This window comes from Lacihabitans sp. CCS-44 (assembly GCF_024343735.1).
Lineage (GTDB): Bacteria > Bacteroidota > Bacteroidia > Cytophagales > Spirosomataceae > Leadbetterella.
Map to the genome: position 1 here is coordinate 373678 of NZ_RJUE01000060.1, position 17605 is coordinate 391282.

Here is a 17605-nt window from a genome sequence, read left to right on the forward strand (position 1 = left end):
AATGTTTCACGTGAAACAAACGCAATTTGTTTCACGTGAAACATCAATATATATGTTCGAAAAATACGATGTAATAGTAGTAGGAGCTGGCCATGCTGGGTGTGAAGCTGCACATGCCGCAGCTACAATGGGGTCAAAGGTTTTATTAGTAACAATGAATCTACAAACCATTGCTCAAATGTCTTGTAACCCAGCAATGGGAGGAGTAGCAAAGGGTCAAATTGTAAGAGAAATAGATGCACTAGGAGGGATGTCTGGAATTGTATCTGACGAAACCATGATACAATTTAGAATGCTGAATAGGTCAAAAGGGCCTGCCATGTGGTCACCTCGTTGCCAATCAGACAGAATGGAATTCGCTTTAAACTGGCGAGATAAACTCGAAAAAAACCTTAATGTGTCTTTCTGGCAAGAAATGGTAACGGGACTAATAATAGAAAATAATCGTGTTACTGGCATTAAAACCTCTCTAGGATTAGAAATAAAAGCCACTTCTGTCGTACTTACCAACGGAACATTTCTGAATGGTAAAATTCACATTGGCGAAAAAAACTTTGGCGGTGGACGAACAGGCGAGTCAGCAGCTTATGGCATAACAGAACAATTGGTAACTTTGGGTTTTGAATCTGGCCGAATGAAAACAGGAACTCCACCGAGAGTAGATAGTAGGACAGTCAACTATGCTGCCATGGAAGAGCAACTTGGCGACGAAAATCCAGAGAAGTTTTCTTATACCAATACACCTACTTTAGGAAAGCAAAACAGTTGTTGGATTAGCTATACAAATCTTGGTGTTCACGATGAATTAAGAAAGGGTTTCGATAAATCACCTATGTTCAATGGCCGTATACAAGGTCTTGGACCGAGATACTGCCCTTCTGTTGAAGACAAAATAAATAGATTTGCTGACAAAGACAGCCATCAGATATTTCTAGAACCAGAAGGAAGAACGACTATAGAAATGTATGTAAATGGTTTTTCTACCTCACTTCCAGAAGATGTCCAATATGCCGCTTTGAAAAAAATACCTGGATTTGAAAATATAAAAATGCTTCGAACTGGCTATGCCATCGAATATGACTTCTTTCCACCTACACAATTAAAACTAACTTTAGAAACCCACCTAATTGAAAACCTCTTTTTTGCAGGACAAATAAACGGTACTACGGGTTATGAAGAAGCAGGTGCACAAGGTTTAATGGCTGGTATAAATGCACACAGAAAATCAAAAGAACTGGATGGCTTTATCTTAAAAAGGGATGAAGCATATATCGGTGTTTTGATAGATGATCTTGTGAACAAAGGCACAGACGAACCCTATAGAATGTTTACCTCAAGAGCTGAATTCAGAACTATATTAAGACAAGACAATGCTGACGTCAGATTAACTAAAAAAGGGAATGACATAGGCTTGGCTTCTGACTTAAGATTGGAAAACGTAAATAAGAAAATCGAGAATTCTGAAAAACTGTATAAAGTACTGAGCGAAACAAAAGTTACTCCCGAAGAAATCAATGGTTTCTTAGAAAGTAACAAGTCTGCAAATATCAGAGAAAAAGCAACTTTTTATAGTTTGCTTAAAAGACCTGAACTCAATATAGAAATACTCAAATCTGCAAATGATACTTACAATAAAATAGTTTCTGAATATTCTAAAGACGAATTGGAACAAACTGAGATTAAGATAAAATATGAAAAGTACATAGAAAAAGAACTTCTTCTGGCAGAAAAACTGACGAAGTTTGATGATCTTAAAATCAATCCTGACTTTGATTATGAGAATCTTAAATCTATATCCATCGAAGCCAGACAAAAATTAAAAAAAATAAAACCAATAACTTTGGGACAAGCCTCAAGAATAAGCGGTGTTTCACCTGCAGATATTTCTGTTATTATGTTACATTTAGGAAGATGAGATATTTTTTATACTGCACGTGTATTCTTTTAATCTTTGGCTGTGCTCAATTTGTACCGCCAACTGGTGGACCAACAGACAAAGCCGCCCCAAAACTATTGAACTCAAGTCCATCAAACAAAACCAAAAACTTCCATGGCAACACAATAAGCATGGACTTTGATGAATACATAGATATAACGGCTTTGAAACAAGAATTGATTATTGTTCCAGATCCCAACATACTCTATATCATAAAACAAAAAGATAAGAATGTTAAATTGGTGTTTGAAAAGCAGTTTTCAGACAGTACCACGTTCACTTTAAATTTTAGAAATGGAATAAAAGATCTAAGTGAACGAAACCCATCAAAAAATCTCAAAATTGTGTTCAGTACAGGCCCAGAAATAGACTCTCTGACACTCAATGGCACCATAATGGACTTGCATAAGAAGCTGCCTGTTTTAGACGCTGTAGTGGGGCTTTATAAAAAAGATACACTGCCTTTAAACAAGAAAAAGCCTGATTATTTCATAAAAACTGATACCTCTGGCAAATTCTTATTCGAAAATATTAAGGCCGACAAGTATTTTGTGATGTCGTTTACTGACAAAAATCAAAACTTAATATTTGACCAGAGAAATGAACATATCGGATTTTTTAAAGATACTATAATCGTAAACAAAAATACAGTCATCGACACTTTAGAAATCTACCCAGCTAATTATACAAAAAACAAAATCAAAAAAAATATTAGTAGAGAAAATGAATTTATAATTCAGCTAGACAAGCCTACAAAATCTGCGACTATTTCATTAGAGGATAGCTCAATAGTTACTAACTACGATAAACTAAATTTAAACTTTTTTAAAATAAAACAACCAGCAAACGATACACTTCTAGCTAAAATTATCTTGGTAGACTCATTAAACATATCTGATACAATTTCGCAGAAAATATATTTTGCAAACCCCTCTAAAACAAAAAGAAAAATTCAAAGCTTTCCGATAAACAGCACAATAAAAAACAATCAAGAACTTACACGTGCTACCACCTATACTTTTACTTTTCAATATCCCATTTCAAGGTTTGATTCCTCCAAAGCAATATTTAAAACGGATACTGTTATAATAGAGAAACCGAAATATACCTGGCTAAATAAAAACACACTCAACGTTGAAGTAAACACCAAAGCCAGAGAAAATACACAACTAACTTTCCCATCAAATATTTTTGAAAACTATAAAGGAGATACCAACTCATTATTCAGTATCAAAAATCCAATACTCAATAACGACGACCTTGGAAGCATAGAAGGATCAACGATAACAAACACTGGAACAAAAATTGCACAATTGATAAATGAAGACTCAGGCGTAATTACAAATACGCAAACGTTCAGCTCAAAATTTAGTTTTAAAAACATCATTCCAGGATCTTATAATGTTAAAATAATATTTGATGAAAATAATAATGGCATTTGGGATGCAGGTAATATTAACACAAAGAGACTACCTGAAAAAATATTGATAACCAAAGAATCCATAAGAGTAAGAGCCAATTTTGAACTCAAAGACATTGAAATCAAATAATGTGTGGATAACCAAGTGGATAACACAATAAATATGTGGAAAGACTCGTGAATAATAAAAGTTAAAAACACACTTACAAGAATATTATCACTTAAAATGCTAAATTCGTCAGAAAGTCATCGAACAAGCATATTTATAAACAGAAAGTACACAATAAAAATAGGTGTTATTCTTGTTAATTAAATATTGAAAGTAATTAACATAACTAATTAAAATTCTTAAATTCAACAGATTAAATGTGGAAAAGACCAATACTTTTCCACAATAAATTGCAAGAATAAACAATTATAAATACCAAAAAAATTACTCCACATATTCACAGACATAATAAATAATAACAATAAATTTATATTAATAATCTTCTTTTATATTATATGAATTCTATAATAAGAAAAACGATTTTCATTTGGCTCGCAACTTGTCTTGCTGTGTTTTCGCAAGAGCTGGATTTGGCCAATACATATTTCAAACAAGGGGAATATGATAAAGCTGCTGAGATATACAAAAAGTTGAGTACGAATAAAGATCAAGCGAGGCTTATACATAATGAGTATTTAGCTACTTTAATAAAGCTAAAAGACTTTTCAAATGCCGATAAATTTCTAAGAGCACAAATTAAGAACAATAGCAATCAAATATCTTATAAGGCTGATTTAGCTCAACTTTTTGAAATATCTGGCAAGAGTGAAGTAGCCAATCAAGAGTATGAAAAACTGATTGAAGAAGCTGCTAAAGTAGACGCTTATGTTTACGAACTGCAGAATTTTTTCTATAAAGCCAATAAAATTGATTTGGCTGTAAAATTACTATTGAGTTCAAGATCTAAGAGCAAAGACCCTTTTAAGTTTGATACACAGCTTGCACGTGCCTATCTATATCTCGACCAGAAGGATAAGATGCTCGAAGAGGTGCTTGGCTTTGGCCAGAGGAGCAAGAACTACTCTTATGTACAAGCTACCATTCAAGACAACATTAAAAGCGATAAGGAGATAGATATGCTCGAAAAAATGCTTTACGCTAAAATTCAGGCAGATCCTAACGAGAGCTTCAATACGGAGATATTGATTTGGCATTTTACACAAAAAGCAGATTATGGCAGAGCCTTTATACAAGCCAGAGCATTGGACAGAAGATTAAAACTTGCGGGCTTTAAGATGTTCGAACTTGCTGGTCAGAGTTTTAATGCCAAAGATTTCAAGAATTCTTCAAAAATGTACCAGTACATTATGGAGGAATACCCTGACGGTGAATTGTATCCTTATGCCCGTAGATGGTTAATACAAAGCAAAGAGGAACTAGTAAAAACTACTTTTCCTATTGATAACCAGGAGATTAAGGAATTGATAAACCAGTATCAGCAACTTATAGCAGATGTTGGTATAACTCAAAAAACAGTAGATGCTTTGCGTAATATGGCCTTGCTAAACGCTTTTTATTTACAACAACACGATAGAGCCATAGAAATACTACAATCGGCCATTACAGGGGCTGGAAACAATCAAAAATTCAAAGATCAATGCAAACTCGACTTGGGAGATATATATATTCTCAAAGATGAGCCTTGGGAGTCAACATTGCTCTATATGCAAGTGGAAAAATCGCAAAGAGAGGATAATTTGGGAGAAATAGCAAAACTTAAAAATGCGAAACTTCAGTATTACACAGGTCAATTTGAACTATCAAAAGAAATATTGGATGTATTGAAAAAGGCCACAACCAGAGAAATATCGAACGATGCCATGCAGTTGAGTCTCTTAATTCAGGACAATACCGGACTGGATACTTCAGAGGTGGCCATGGCAGATTTTTCAAAAATAGACCTTCTTATTTTCCAAAATAGATACGAAGAAAGTATTCTAAAACTGAATTCCTTGTTTAATCAATACAAGAGTCATAGTTTAGCCGATGAGATATTGTGGTTAAAAGCCAATACATTGCTGAAAATCAACAGAATAGATGAAGCGGTGGCCGATTTGAAAAATATCCTGGAAAACTATAAATATGATATCTTGGCCGACGACGCTCTATTTACATTGGCAAAAATTACCGAAGAAAACCTCAAGGATAACACAAAAGCAATGGAATATTATAGACAATTGCTCAAAGATTACCCAGGAAGTATTTATGGAGCACAGTCGAGAATTCGGTTCCGAGAATTGCGTGGAGATGTTGTTAATTAGTTTATAATTAGTATTTTGTATGTTGATAATTAGTAAATTTATGTTTTTTTGAGATACTTTATATCTACACAGAGACAGATCATTTCCAATTCATTATAGAAATTTTGTATATATTTGACACAAAATAGAATCAGAATGAACAATTCTATCAAATTAATATTATTCTTTTTTATTCTACCAGTCTTATCCTTTGCACAAGAGAATGGTTGCCTAATGACTGAAATGTTGGTCACAAAACTTGACAGACCCATAAGCAAGGTTATTTATGAATTTGACAAATTAGACAATCCAATTTATAGAGAAACCATTCAATATTTTGACGAAGTAGAAGTAAGTTCTAAGGTTTTGTATGAATATAATGCGAAGAATAAGCCTGTAAAAACCCAATACTTTTTCAAGAATCAGCTTACCCGAACAGTTAATAGTCAGTACGACAATGCGGGAAACTTATTGTCAGAATCAGAGTCCAAAGAAAACAAGGTCAGCAATAGATCTGTAAAAGTTGATAATAAACTAGAGCAAGTTTTTCTTAATGAAGATGGTTCGGTTGCTGCCAAACATGTCTCGGAGAAAAACCCTAATATGCTGGTTTTTACGAAATATGATGCCCAAAACAACATAACCTCTACCGAAAAAAAGATACTGTCCACATCTGGAAAAGTTGTGGAAAACCAATTTGAGGATGTATTGGGACATGTAAAGAAAACAGAGAAATTTACGTATGGAGGCAATGATAAAATGACTCGTTCAGAAAATTATATAGATGGTATTCTTGATAATTATTCGGTTTATGAATATACCGACAACCATTTGAGCAAGATTACGGCATTTACCAAAAACAACCTTGAGGATTACAGGCTTGAATTCAAATACTCAGGATCCAATCAGACGGAGACTTATAATTATTACAGAAACGAGCTCGCCAACAGGAGTATCAAAGAATATGACACACGAGGCAATTGTGTAAAAGAGACCAGTTTCAGGGCAGATGGCCAGATCATTAACGTAACAACATATAAATTTACTTGTAAAAAATAAAAATGGATTTTGTAGCAGAGATAAACAGACTTAAAAAGGAGAAAAACGCCGTAATATTAGCACATTACTACCAAACAGCCGACATTCAGGATGTGGCCGATTACATTGGTGATAGCTTGGGCCTTTCACAAGAAGCCGCTAAAACTGAGGCTGATTTGATTGTGTTTGCTGGTGTAAAATTTATGGCCGAAACTGCCAAAATACTTTCTCCAAACAAAAAAGTCGTGTTGCCAGATATCAATGCGGGCTGTTCTTTAGAGGAATCAGCTCCAGCAGATAAATTCAAAGCATTCAAAGCGAATTATCCAGATGCCGTAGTGATTTCTTATGTCAACTGTTCAGCAGAACTCAAAACTCTTACAGACATAGTTTGTACCAGTACCAACGCCATCAAAATAGTAGAAAGTGTACCAGCTGACAAACAAATCATATTTGCACCAGACAAAAACCTGGGTGGATATATCAACCGAGTGACAGGCCGAAACATGATACTTTGGGATGGAGCATGTATGGTTCACGAGGCATTTTCAGCAAGAATGTTGAAGGATATGAAAGAAAAGTATCCTGAAGCCTGTGTTATAGCCCACCCAGAATCTGAGAAACCTGTTTTGGATCTGGCCGAATACATTGGTTCTACCACAGGATTGTTGAAATATACCATCAATAGTCCGAAAAAAGAATTTATTGTAGCCACTGAATCGGGCATTTTGCACCAAATGCAGAAAGCTTCTCCCGATAAAGTGTTCCACGTGGCACCAACATCTAAAGATGGTCGAGCGTGTCAGGCTTGTCAAGACTGCCCGCACATGAAGTTGAAGACCATGGAGAAACTCTACAATTGCTTGAAAGACGAAACTCCAGAGATTATATTACCTGAACAAACCATAAAAGACGCTAGAGCAGCCATAGATCGCATGTTAGATATATCAGCTAGATTCGGCTTATAAAACACAAAAACTCATGTCACAGAGCCCATTACAACTAAAAAACATACTCTTTCTCGACATCGAGACGGTGTCGCTTACAGAAAATTTTTCGGAGCTGCCAGAAAGGCTTAAAGATCATTGGAGACGAAAGGCAAGCAAACTCAAAAACGAGGGTGAGCTGGAGCCAGAAGATTTGTATTTCGAAAGAGCGGCCATCTACGCCGAGTTTGGCAAAGTAATATGCATTGGGGTAGGAGGGTTCTACGAACAAGACACCAAGTTTAGGGCCAAAACATTGGTCAACACCGATGAAAAACTATTGTTGCTTGAATTCAAAAATCTGTTAGAAGAACACACTGCCAAAGGAAATCTGATACTATGTGCCCACAATGGCCGAGAGTTTGACTTCCCATATTTGTGCCGAAGGATGCTCATTAATGGTATAAAATTGCCTGCAGTTTTAGACATTACCGGCAAAAAACCATGGGAAGTAATGCATATAGACACCCTAGAATTCTGGAAGTTTGGCGACTATAAAAACTACACCTCACTCGACCTGCTCGCCTCTGTTTTCGACATCCCAGGCTCCAAAAGCCTCATGGATGGCTCGGAAGTAAACACCAACTATTACCACCAAAACAACCTCCAAAAAATAGCCGAATATTGCCGAGAAGACGTAGTAGTTCTGGCCCAATTATACCTTAAAATGAATGGAAGGGATATTTTGGAGGAAGGGAATATACATCGGGTTTAAGATTAAAACTTAAACACACAAGGTCAGTACCGCAGGTCGGACCTGAGAACAAATTGCAAAACGGACTAAGCAACATTAGGATAGTAATTATGACTCGAAATATAAATCGTATTTTGTTTCACTTCGGTCAAAGACCGAAATACACACGTACGAAGGTCGGAGCCTTCGCACAGCAAGGATGTTTAATTTTGGTCAAAGACCGAAAACCATAAATACGAAGTTCGATGGATTTAAACTGCTGGAGATATAGAGGACTACGAAATTTCATTAAAAACCATGACGTTAAAAAAAAATGAGTAAAATGATTACAGAAATTTTATCAAAAGAAGAATTGTATGATACTTTAAAAAATAAATTTTGGTCAACCTACAATCTTGAAAATTTGGACTTTCATCTTCTGGATAATTGCAATGAGCTGAGAATAAATTTAAGTTTTTATGATGGCTACGGTGAGTATTTACAAGATGAGCACGAAGTACATAATATTGTATTATCACTATTAAAAGTGAACGACTTTGAAGTTAATTTTGTGGATAAACCGAGCATTACAGAGCTGGTATCTTATTTACATAAAAATAGAGAGCAATACACTCACATTGGATTTGATCCATCTAATACAGAATTTAAGTTAGCATTTGTTTTTGGAACAGAAGAAGATATTCGGTTTTTAAGAACAGAATTTGAATGCGAAAAAATCCTATTCGAAAATCTTGAAGTTACATCGAAACCAGTAAAAAAGTTTTTAAGTAATGATGTGATAACTATCGAACTAAAAAAAGAATTTATACCTTCTGCCGCCCAGATAAAATCTTTTTTCTTGAAAAACGATTTTAATGTCTTTTTTACCGAATATTGGGGAGACGAGCTTTCTGTTGGAGAAATCAAGCAGAACTTAAATGGCGTATTTCTAAAAGACTCCCTAGATAAAAGAAATGCTGGAATTCAAATGGGTATTGAAAACGCCGCAGAAATAGTCAAATGGAAACTTTATAATATTTCAGATTATGTATCTATCTGGGATTTATTGATAAATCACTTTTTGCCAAAAATAAATTACCAAAGAATTATATCTGGCAATGTAATATTTAGCAGAGAGAAATGGGAAGACAAGAGTTATAAATCAAGTTTTGATTCATCGTCTACTTATGAGACTTAATCAAAAATTCACAGGTCTGTTAAGCTCACTACCTTCGTAGGAGTTCAAAGTGAGTAACACCTGCAGAACGAGGCGATGTAATATTAAAGATATACCAAAATTCTCTAAGTTTCGAAGTAAATCTACGATAAATGAAACCAATAATAACCCTACTATTTCTCCTCATTCTCTCCACAACCCCACTATTTGCCCAACAAAAGCAAGCCAGCTCTGCGAAGGCTATTGCCTTCGTAGGTGTGAACAGCGGGTTTCACCCGCAGAAAACGTGCGTGAAATAAAAAAGACAAACCAAAAATTCTCTAAATTTCCGAAGGAATAACAAACCCAGAGAAATCAAACACCAATGAGAACAATAATAACCCTACTAATTCTCCTTTTTCTCTCCACCTCCCCACTATTTGCCCAACAAAAGCAAGTCTGTTTTAGCATTGATGACCTCCCGGTGGTGAATTACGGAATTAATATGCCTGAATTTCATAATCAAATCACAGACAAATTATTAACAGGCTTAAAAAAGCATGAAATACAAGCAATAGGCTTTGTAAATGAGGGTAAAATGTATGATGCCAAAGGAAAAGTCATTGCTTTCCAAAAGGAGAACCTCGAGAAATGGCTGAAATATGGAATGGATTTGGGCAATCATACGCTTCGCCACAAAGATTTCAACAATGTGGATTTTGGTGATTATACGGCAGAAATATTGAAAGGAGAGAAAATCACCAAAGCATTACTTCGCAAATACAACAAGGAAATGAAGTATTTTCGGCATCCATTTTTGCATGTTGGAGCAACAAAAGATCGGGCAGATTCTTTAGAGAACTTTCTCAAAAAGCACCATTATATCACCGCCCCAGTTACGATTGACAACGAAGATTACCTCTTTGCCAATGCCTACCAAAAAGCTTTGATAAAGAAAGATACGGTTTTAGCTCAAATGATTGGAAAAGACTATATCAGCTACATGGAGCAAAAGATTTTTTACTACGAAAAGATGTCTCAGGCACTTTTTGGCAGACAAATTCCACAAATATTGCTCATTCACGCCAGCCTTTTGAATGCCGATTATGTCCAACAATTAGCCGAAATCTATACCAAAAACGGCTATAAATTTATTTCAATGGATGAAACGATGATGGACGAAGCCTATAAAACACCCATATCAAAATTTGGTAAATACGGCATTTCGTGGCTTGATCGCTGGGCCATTTCACAAGGCAAAGCAGGAGATTTCTTCAAAGGAGACCCCGAAACACCCAAATATGTGGCAGACTTAAGCAATCAGAAGTAATTAGAGAGTAAGGTCAGCACCGCAGGTCGGACCTGAAATAGTAAAGAACGTATAAATACACACAGGTCTGACCTTCGGTACCGACCTAATATTTAAATTTCTTACGCACTCTGTCTACCCATATTCAATGCTGGCAAGCTTTCCATAATATTGGTTTGGCGATGTTGCAGCCCCCAGTGTATCATGGCCTCCATTACCAGGTGTAGCTCTTGGCCAGATGGTGTCAATTCGTATTCTACCGTTACAGGTGTGGTATTGTACACCGTACGGGTCACTATGCCGTTTACTTCTAAGTCTTTTAATTCTTGAGAAAGCATTCTGGGTGTAATTTTTTTTACTTCACGTTCTATTTCCTTAAATCGTTTTTTGCCAAAAAGCAATGTACCAATGATAGGCATTTTCCATTTTCCATGGAAAGCATTGAGCGTATCCTGTACTGCCAATACGTATGATACTGGACACTTTTTGACGGTTTCTAGTTTTTCAAAGAATTTCATCTTGTTGATAATCAAATAACTATACTTTACAATACCACTATACAAAAGTATACTGATATATTTTATATAGCAAATGTAATATACTTTTGAGCATTAATAATCAAAACGAACAAAAAAATGATACTAGTAACAGGAGCGACGGGACAATTGGGGCAGATTGTAATAGAAAAATTATCGGAGAAAATACCAACCAGCCAAATAGCCGCTTTGGTAAGAGATGCAGCCAAAGCAGAGCATTTAACTGCAAAGGGCATAGATGTAAGAGTAGGAGACTATCATAATAGCAATAGTTTATTGGCAGCATTTCAAGGGGTAGAAAAATTACTTTTGATTTCGTCAAACGATTTCAACGACCGCCTTGGGCAGCACAAAAACGTTATAGACGCAGCTGTAAAAGCAGGGGTGAAGCACATACTTTACACCGGCGTAACGATGAATGACATTCAAACATCGCCCTTAAAGCCATTTTTGGAGGATCATTATCTTACAGAAGAATACATAAAAGTAAGCGGCTTGAGCTACACATTTCTTCAAAACAGTCTTTATGCAGAGGTAATACCAATGTTTTTGGGAGAAAATGTGGTAGAAACGGGTGTTTTCTTTCCTGCGGGGCAGGGCAAAGTTGCCTTTGCTTTAAGAGAAGATCTTGGCGAAGCTACAGCGAATATTTTGATGAGCGAAGGACACGAAAACCAAACATATCATTTGACAGGTTCGGAGACGATTTCATTTGCAGAAGTGGCAGCTATACTGTCGGAGCTTTCAGGAAAAGACGTAAGCTACATAAACCCAGAAAATGAGGTATTTGTAGGAGCATTAAAGCAGTTTGGTTTGCCAGAACCTATCATTCAGATGTCTGTTCTATTTGCCGCAGGTATCAAAAACAACGACTTTAACAAAATCTATGGAAGTCTTGAGAAGTTTTTAGAACGTACACCAACTAATATAAAAACATATTTGAAAGCCGCATATACGCTTTGATTTTACATTAGTTTCGAAATGAGTTCAGGTATTTCTAATTGGGATTACCTGAGCTTTGTTTTTAATAACCAAAATATTGAAGGAATAAACTCAAATAGAAAATCCCAAACTCATACCAAAAATGTTGGTAGACCCAGTGATCGGATTCCAAGAGAAACTGCCTTTATAATATTTTGGGGTGTATTGTAGTTTTAAGAATATAACTTTTGGTTTTGGCGGAATATCAAAAACCACTTGTTGCCGCAGACCAATTATACCCGAGAAGTTATGCCGAGGCTCTGAAATCCCATAAAACACAGGCGTGTAGGCAGCACCAACTTCAGCAAACCATTCTATTGATATTTTTGAAGGGGTTGATTTGCATTTTAACGAAACCCGCTGTTTAATTCTTCGTTTTAGATTATTCACCAAAATATTCTGGGTAACAGACATAGGCAGTGATACCCCATTGTCACTCCAACCAAATTTATTTAGATTTTTAGAGCCGGGGACAAAGCCAATACCATATCTGATATCCGTGAAGGATTTCATGCGGCGATTTACAGCATGATCCATGTTCAAAGAAAAGATAGGACTAACAGCGAAAGTTTCGAGAAAAATAGCCTTTTGGTATCTAGTGCGATACGAGATTTGTCCAATTCCTTCCAAAGAAAAAATCAGGATTAAAAGTGTAATTATGGTTTTTTTCACAAAAAATTTATGGGTAACAAAGCACTGTTTCTTATTCAAAACCAGTCTTTTTTTACTGCAAATAGTATCTTTACAGAATATAAACTGACTATTTTTCGATATTAAACGTTGTATGCCGAAACTTATTTTAGCGTCCTGCGTTTCTATACCATCTACAAAATGTATTCTAAAGGTAAAAGTTTCATTTGAAAATATAGATGTTTGCTTTAAAAAAAAACAGAATCTTGATTAAATGGCATATAAACCCATCTATAAAATACCAGTTTAGATAAAAAATTGGGTAATTTGCGTTCTTAAATGTATCAATTGTCATATCAATAAATGAATTATCAAAACGATAAAAAGTCAATAATCTTACCCATTGCGGTTGCCATTTCGTTGGTTATAGGAATAGTATTGGGAGCCAATTTTTTTGGAAAAAAAACATTCATTTCAAATGCCGGAGGTACCAATTCTGTGTTTAAAGAGGTGCTGATGCACATCAATAAAAGCTATGTTGACGATGTTAACATTGATTCGCTTTCGCAATATGGCATAGAAAAAATGCTCGAAAAACTGGACCCACATACAGCATTTTTACCTCCGCAAGATGCTGAGCTGGCCAGTGCAGACTTGCACAATGGTTTTGATGGAATAGGGGTGGAGTTCAACATTTTTAACGACTCTCTTTTTGTGGTTTCACCGCTTGTGGGCGGCCCTTCAGAAGCCATTGGTATAAAAACAGGCGATATTATTCTCAAAGCGGACACTATAAATCTTACAGGTAAAAACCTAAACTCCAATGTGGTTTTTAAAAGTCTTCGAGGCCCAAGAAACTCAATAGTGAAGTTGATCATAAAAAGAAAAGGAACGCCGAAACTTTTATCTTTCAACGTAAAAAGAGACAAAATACCGACTTACTCCATAGATGCCGCCTACATGATGCCCGACAAAAAAACGGGTTACATCAAAGTTAATCGCTTTGCCGAAACCACCTATGATGAGTTTAAAGCACATTTGGGGGCATTAAAAACCAAGGGAATGACTCAATTGATGATTGACCTAAGAGGAAATCCAGGTGGATATATGGACAGAGCTACTGACATGGTGGATGAATTGGTAGGCGGAAATGATGTCATTGTATATACCAAAGGTAAAGACCGTTCAAACAATTATGAAGTAAAAGCCTCAAAATCAGGCATTTTTGAAAAAGGCAAAATAGTAGTTTTGGTGGACGAAGGTAGTGCCTCGGCGTCGGAGATTGTAAGTGGCTCGCTCCAAGATTTTGACCGTGCGACCATTGTCGGAAGAAGAACATTTGGAAAAGGATTAGTACAAGCACCCATACAGCTTTCAGATGGTTCAGAGCTAAGATTGACGATTTCGAGGTATTATATACCGAGTGGAAGAAGTATCCAGAAACCGTATGAGTTGGGCAAAACGGAAGATTATATGGAAGATATGCACAACAGATATGCCAGCAAAGAGCTTTTTGTGAAAGACAGTATAAAATCAAATCAAAAACTGAAATTCAAAACCAAAGGTGGTCGGACAGTTTACGGTGGAGGCGGCATCACGCCAGATGTTTTTGTGCCACAAGATACCAGCTATTACACCGCCTATTTGGTGGACATGTTCGCCAAAAATATTTTCAGAGAATATAGCTTAAACTATACAGTTCAAAATTCATCAAAATTACAAGCTATGGGTTTTGAAAACTACCTGAAAAGCTTTCAAGTCGATGATAAAATGCTCTTTGATATAAAAGCCATGGGAACGAAAAACCAAGTAAGGTTTTCAGAAAAGGAATATCAGAAATCTAAAGCATTTATAAAAACACACATGAAAGCTCTAATTGCCAGAAATGTTTGGAAAAATAACGAAAAAACGGGCCTGACTAACGAGTTTTATCAGATTATAAATCAAGATGATAATATGATAAAAGTTGGTTTGAGTAAGTTTTGATTTTAGAAAAAATTTAGTTGTGGCCACTAAAAGCAATCATTAAAAGAACTATAAAGCCTACAAGACCAAGTGCGTGAAGAATCGTTAGAATAATGCCCGCCCTAGCAAGCTTTTTGCCTTTTCTTTTGTTTTTCTTGATTCTGACAATTGCTATGATGCTAAAAACGAGGCCAACTATTCCTAACAATACCGGATTAAACAGTACTTGAAGTTTAGCTAGAGCACGGAAAAAATAAAGAGCATAGGATAGAATGGCCGTCAGAGAAGCAGAAAAGCCAACAATTGAAGATAATTCATATTCAGATTTCTTGACATTGGTGCTGTCTCGAGCAAAGCCTTCTGCGGTGTGTATTTTGATAAGCGAATCTAGCTTTATACTGTTTTGAACTGGAGTTTCCGTTGTGCCAAAAGACAAATTAGATAGACCAATTAGGCTGAAAAGAGTAATTAGGATAATGTATTTTATTTTGCAAGACATGGGATTATTTTTTACTAAAATAATGCATTTTAGAGAGAATAAGAGCAAACAATCAAAAAACTTATTATAAGGTAATTAATTACTAATGACGTTTTATCTCTTCAAATCAAGCAATGAAAATACGCTAACCCTCACAGCACTAAAAGCCGAATTTCCGGTTAATTGGTCAATTACTTTTTCATCTGAAAGATCGTTAATACTCACACCAGCATATTGCTCGGCAATGTCTAGCTTTATGCCTTTTCTATGGTGTCCATAGCCATGAGGTATACTCACTACGCCGGGCATAATGTCCGCACTGATTTCAACCGGAATTTCAACTTTTCCAACTCTTGATGTAACAACAGCCGTTTCGTGTTCTTTTAAACCCAAAAATTCTGAATCTGCAGGATTAATCAAAAGCGTACAACGGTTTTTGCCTTTCATGAGTTTTGCAGAATTGTGCATCCAAGAGTTATTGTCACGGAGATGTCGTCGGCCAATCAACCAAAACTGTTTAGAATCCGTAGCAAATAATTCATGTTTAGAATCCAGCAATCTGGAGAGGTCATTGGCTAATAAGTCAGGACAAAGATTTATCTTTTGCTGAATTCGATTTTCCGCATGAGGTTTCAATGCTCCAAGGTCAATACCATGCGGATTTTGTTTTAAAACCTCCATCGAGAGTTGGTATGGACCGTATTTTAGACCCAAATCTAACTTAACTTCTGGCTGAACAATGGCTTGGTTTTCTTCTAAAAACAAGTTTCGTAATTCTTGAAAAATCTCCCAATCATACTTGGCTCCTTCGGCCTTATTAAAAAGGGGAGGGCTGTATTTCGCCGTATTTCTGATGGCCAATACATGAAAAGTCAAGTCGTAATGTGGGTTTTCTAGTCCAGTAGCTGGTGGCAGTATCAAATCGGCATGGCAGGTGGTTTCGTTAAGATAAATATCAAAAGAAACCATAAAATCGAGCGTTTCCAGGGCTTTTTCTACTTGAACACCATTTGATGTGGACAAAACAGGGTTTCCACAATTCGTAAACAACATTTTTATTTGCCCGTCGCCGTCGGTCAGTATTTCTTCAGCCAGAGCAGCTACGGGCAATTCTCCAATAAACTCAGGATATCCACTCACGCGACTTTTCCATCTCGAAAACCTATCTTTGGGTTTCGCATTTCCTATAAAATCTATGGCGGGCAGCGTAAACATTGCTCCACCTTTTTTGTCGAAATTGCCAGAAACGATGTTGATAACATTGATTAACCATAGACAAATACCACCAAAAGCTTGTGTCGAAACGCCAACTCGGCCATAACAAACAGCTGTGGGTGAATCGCAGAAATCATTCGCAATTGTTCTTATTGTTTCTTTCGAAATACCAGTTATTTGTTCGATGTCACCAAGGTCAAATTTGTTTATTTCCTGTTTCAGTTGGTCTAATCCAGTAAACCTCAATTCATCCAATTCGAGATTCTTTATGGCCAAAATTTCTTTCGCCAAGGCAATCAAAAAGAAGGCATCGGTATTGGGTTTTATGAAAAAATGCTCAGAGGCGTGTTTGGCTGTTTCTGTCTTTCTTGGGTCAATCACCACATATTTTCCACCACGACTTTTAATTGCCTCAAGGCGGTGTGCAACGTCGGGCACACTCATCATACTACCGTTTGAGGCAAGCGGATTGCCTCCAATGATGAGCATATAATCGGTATGATCAATATCTGGCACAGTCAAGAGCATCGGGTGGCCGTACATTAGCCACGAAGCAAAATGGTGCGGGAGTTGGTCTGTGGAGGTAGCAGAAAACATATTTTTGGTTTTCAGCAATCTAAAAAAATCGGGAGCAAACATCGTGGTGCCGAGGTTGTGAATCGTTGGATTGCCTTGGTAAACTCCAATGGCATCCCTTCCGTATTTTCCTTGAATTTCCTTGGTTTTACTTATCATCAATCCGTAGGCTTCATCCCAAGAAATTTGTTGCCAGCCATTTTCGGTCTTTTTTATCGGGAATTTCAGCCTGTCCTTGTCTAAAAAAATATCTTTCAGACCATTGGCTTTCGGGCAAATATGCCCCCGGCTAAATGTATCTTCAAAGTCACCTTCAATTTTCAGGATTTCTGAGTTCTCATACGTAATCTTCAAGCCACACATGGCCTCACAAAGGTTGCAAGTTCTGAAATGCGTTTCCATTGATTTTAAGGTTGA

14 protein-coding genes are annotated in these 17605 nt (G+C 36.4%); 10 read left to right on the forward strand and 4 right to left on the reverse strand.

What is annotated here, in order from left to right; genetic code table 11:
• The first annotated feature begins 52 nt into the window (after positions 1 to 52).
• The 8 genes from mnmG to EGI26_RS15900 all read left to right on the forward strand — a co-directional run bounded on the left by mnmG (position 53) and on the right by EGI26_RS15900 (position 10828).
• Positions 53 to 1915: a tRNA uridine-5-carboxymethylaminomethyl(34) synthesis enzyme MnmG gene (mnmG, locus tag EGI26_RS15865; RefSeq protein WP_255079951.1), complete on the forward strand. Its 1863-nt coding sequence runs from the start codon at positions 53 to 55 to the stop codon at positions 1913 to 1915.
• Positions 1912 to 3486 (forward strand): Ig-like domain-containing protein, encoded by a 1575-nt coding sequence (locus tag EGI26_RS15870; RefSeq protein ID WP_255079952.1) that lies wholly within the window; start codon positions 1912 to 1914, stop codon positions 3484 to 3486. The genes mnmG and EGI26_RS15870 overlap by 4 nt, the downstream gene beginning before the upstream one ends.
• Positions 3487 to 3860: 374 nt before the next feature.
• Complete coding sequence (locus tag EGI26_RS15875; RefSeq protein WP_255079953.1) at positions 3861 to 5666, forward strand: tetratricopeptide repeat protein; 1806 nt, start codon at positions 3861 to 3863, stop codon at positions 5664 to 5666.
• Positions 5667 to 5801: 135 nt separating this feature from the next.
• Positions 5802 to 6704 carry a hypothetical protein gene (locus EGI26_RS15880; RefSeq protein WP_255079954.1) on the forward strand — a complete coding sequence of 301 codons (903 nt, stop codon included), beginning with the start codon at positions 5802 to 5804 and terminating at the stop codon, positions 6702 to 6704.
• Between the two features lie 2 nt (positions 6705 to 6706).
• Positions 6707 to 7651: a quinolinate synthase NadA gene (gene nadA / locus EGI26_RS15885; RefSeq protein WP_255079957.1), complete on the forward strand. Its 945-nt coding sequence runs from the start codon at positions 6707 to 6709 to the stop codon at positions 7649 to 7651.
• Positions 7652 to 7664: 13 nt separating this feature from the next.
• On the forward strand, positions 7665 to 8384 hold the full coding sequence (locus tag EGI26_RS15890) for a 3'-5' exonuclease (protein ID WP_255079959.1): 720 nt from the start codon (positions 7665 to 7667) through the stop codon (positions 8382 to 8384).
• Positions 8385 to 8685: 301 nt separating this feature from the next.
• Positions 8686 to 9540 carry a hypothetical protein gene (locus tag EGI26_RS15895; RefSeq protein ID WP_255079960.1) on the forward strand — a complete coding sequence of 285 codons (855 nt, stop codon included), beginning with the start codon at positions 8686 to 8688 and terminating at the stop codon, positions 9538 to 9540.
• A gap of 343 nt (positions 9541 to 9883) precedes the next feature.
• Complete coding sequence (locus tag EGI26_RS15900) at positions 9884 to 10828, forward strand: polysaccharide deacetylase family protein (protein ID WP_255079967.1); 945 nt, start codon at positions 9884 to 9886, stop codon at positions 10826 to 10828.
• A 101-nt stretch (positions 10829 to 10929) separates the two neighbouring features.
• Here the strand turns inward: EGI26_RS15900 and EGI26_RS15905 are convergent, their stop codons facing one another.
• The gene (locus EGI26_RS15905; RefSeq protein ID WP_255079968.1) at positions 10930 to 11325 is read right to left on the reverse strand and encodes a helix-turn-helix domain-containing protein; all 396 of its coding nucleotides are present in this window, start codon (positions 11323 to 11325) and stop codon (positions 10930 to 10932) included.
• A 117-nt stretch (positions 11326 to 11442) separates the two neighbouring features.
• Here EGI26_RS15905 and EGI26_RS15910 point away from each other — a divergent pair, with 117 nt between their 5' ends.
• Complete coding sequence (locus tag EGI26_RS15910; protein ID WP_255079969.1) at positions 11443 to 12306, forward strand: SDR family oxidoreductase; 864 nt, start codon at positions 11443 to 11445, stop codon at positions 12304 to 12306.
• A 90-nt stretch (positions 12307 to 12396) separates the two neighbouring features.
• Here EGI26_RS15910 and EGI26_RS15915 read toward each other — a convergent pair whose 3' ends face one another.
• A complete protein-coding gene (locus EGI26_RS15915; protein ID WP_255079971.1) occupies positions 12397 to 12996 on the reverse strand; it encodes a hypothetical protein in 600 nt (199 codons plus the stop codon).
• A 321-nt stretch (positions 12997 to 13317) separates the two neighbouring features.
• Between EGI26_RS15915 and EGI26_RS15920 the strand changes: the two genes are divergently transcribed.
• Positions 13318 to 14940, forward strand: coding sequence for a S41 family peptidase (locus tag EGI26_RS15920; RefSeq protein WP_255079972.1), 1623 nt, complete (start codon positions 13318 to 13320; stop codon positions 14938 to 14940).
• Between the two features lie 13 nt (positions 14941 to 14953).
• Here EGI26_RS15920 and EGI26_RS15925 read toward each other — a convergent pair whose 3' ends face one another.
• Together EGI26_RS15925 and EGI26_RS15930 are read right to left on the reverse strand one after the other, a co-directional pair.
• Positions 14954 to 15418, reverse strand: a complete 465-nt coding sequence (locus EGI26_RS15925; protein WP_255079973.1) for a DUF4190 domain-containing protein — start codon at positions 15416 to 15418, stop codon at positions 14954 to 14956.
• Between the two features lie 93 nt (positions 15419 to 15511).
• On the reverse strand, positions 15512 to 17590 hold the full coding sequence (locus EGI26_RS15930) for a molybdopterin-dependent oxidoreductase (protein WP_255079974.1): 2079 nt from the start codon (positions 17588 to 17590) through the stop codon (positions 15512 to 15514).
• Positions 17591 to 17605: the final 15 nt, after the last annotated feature.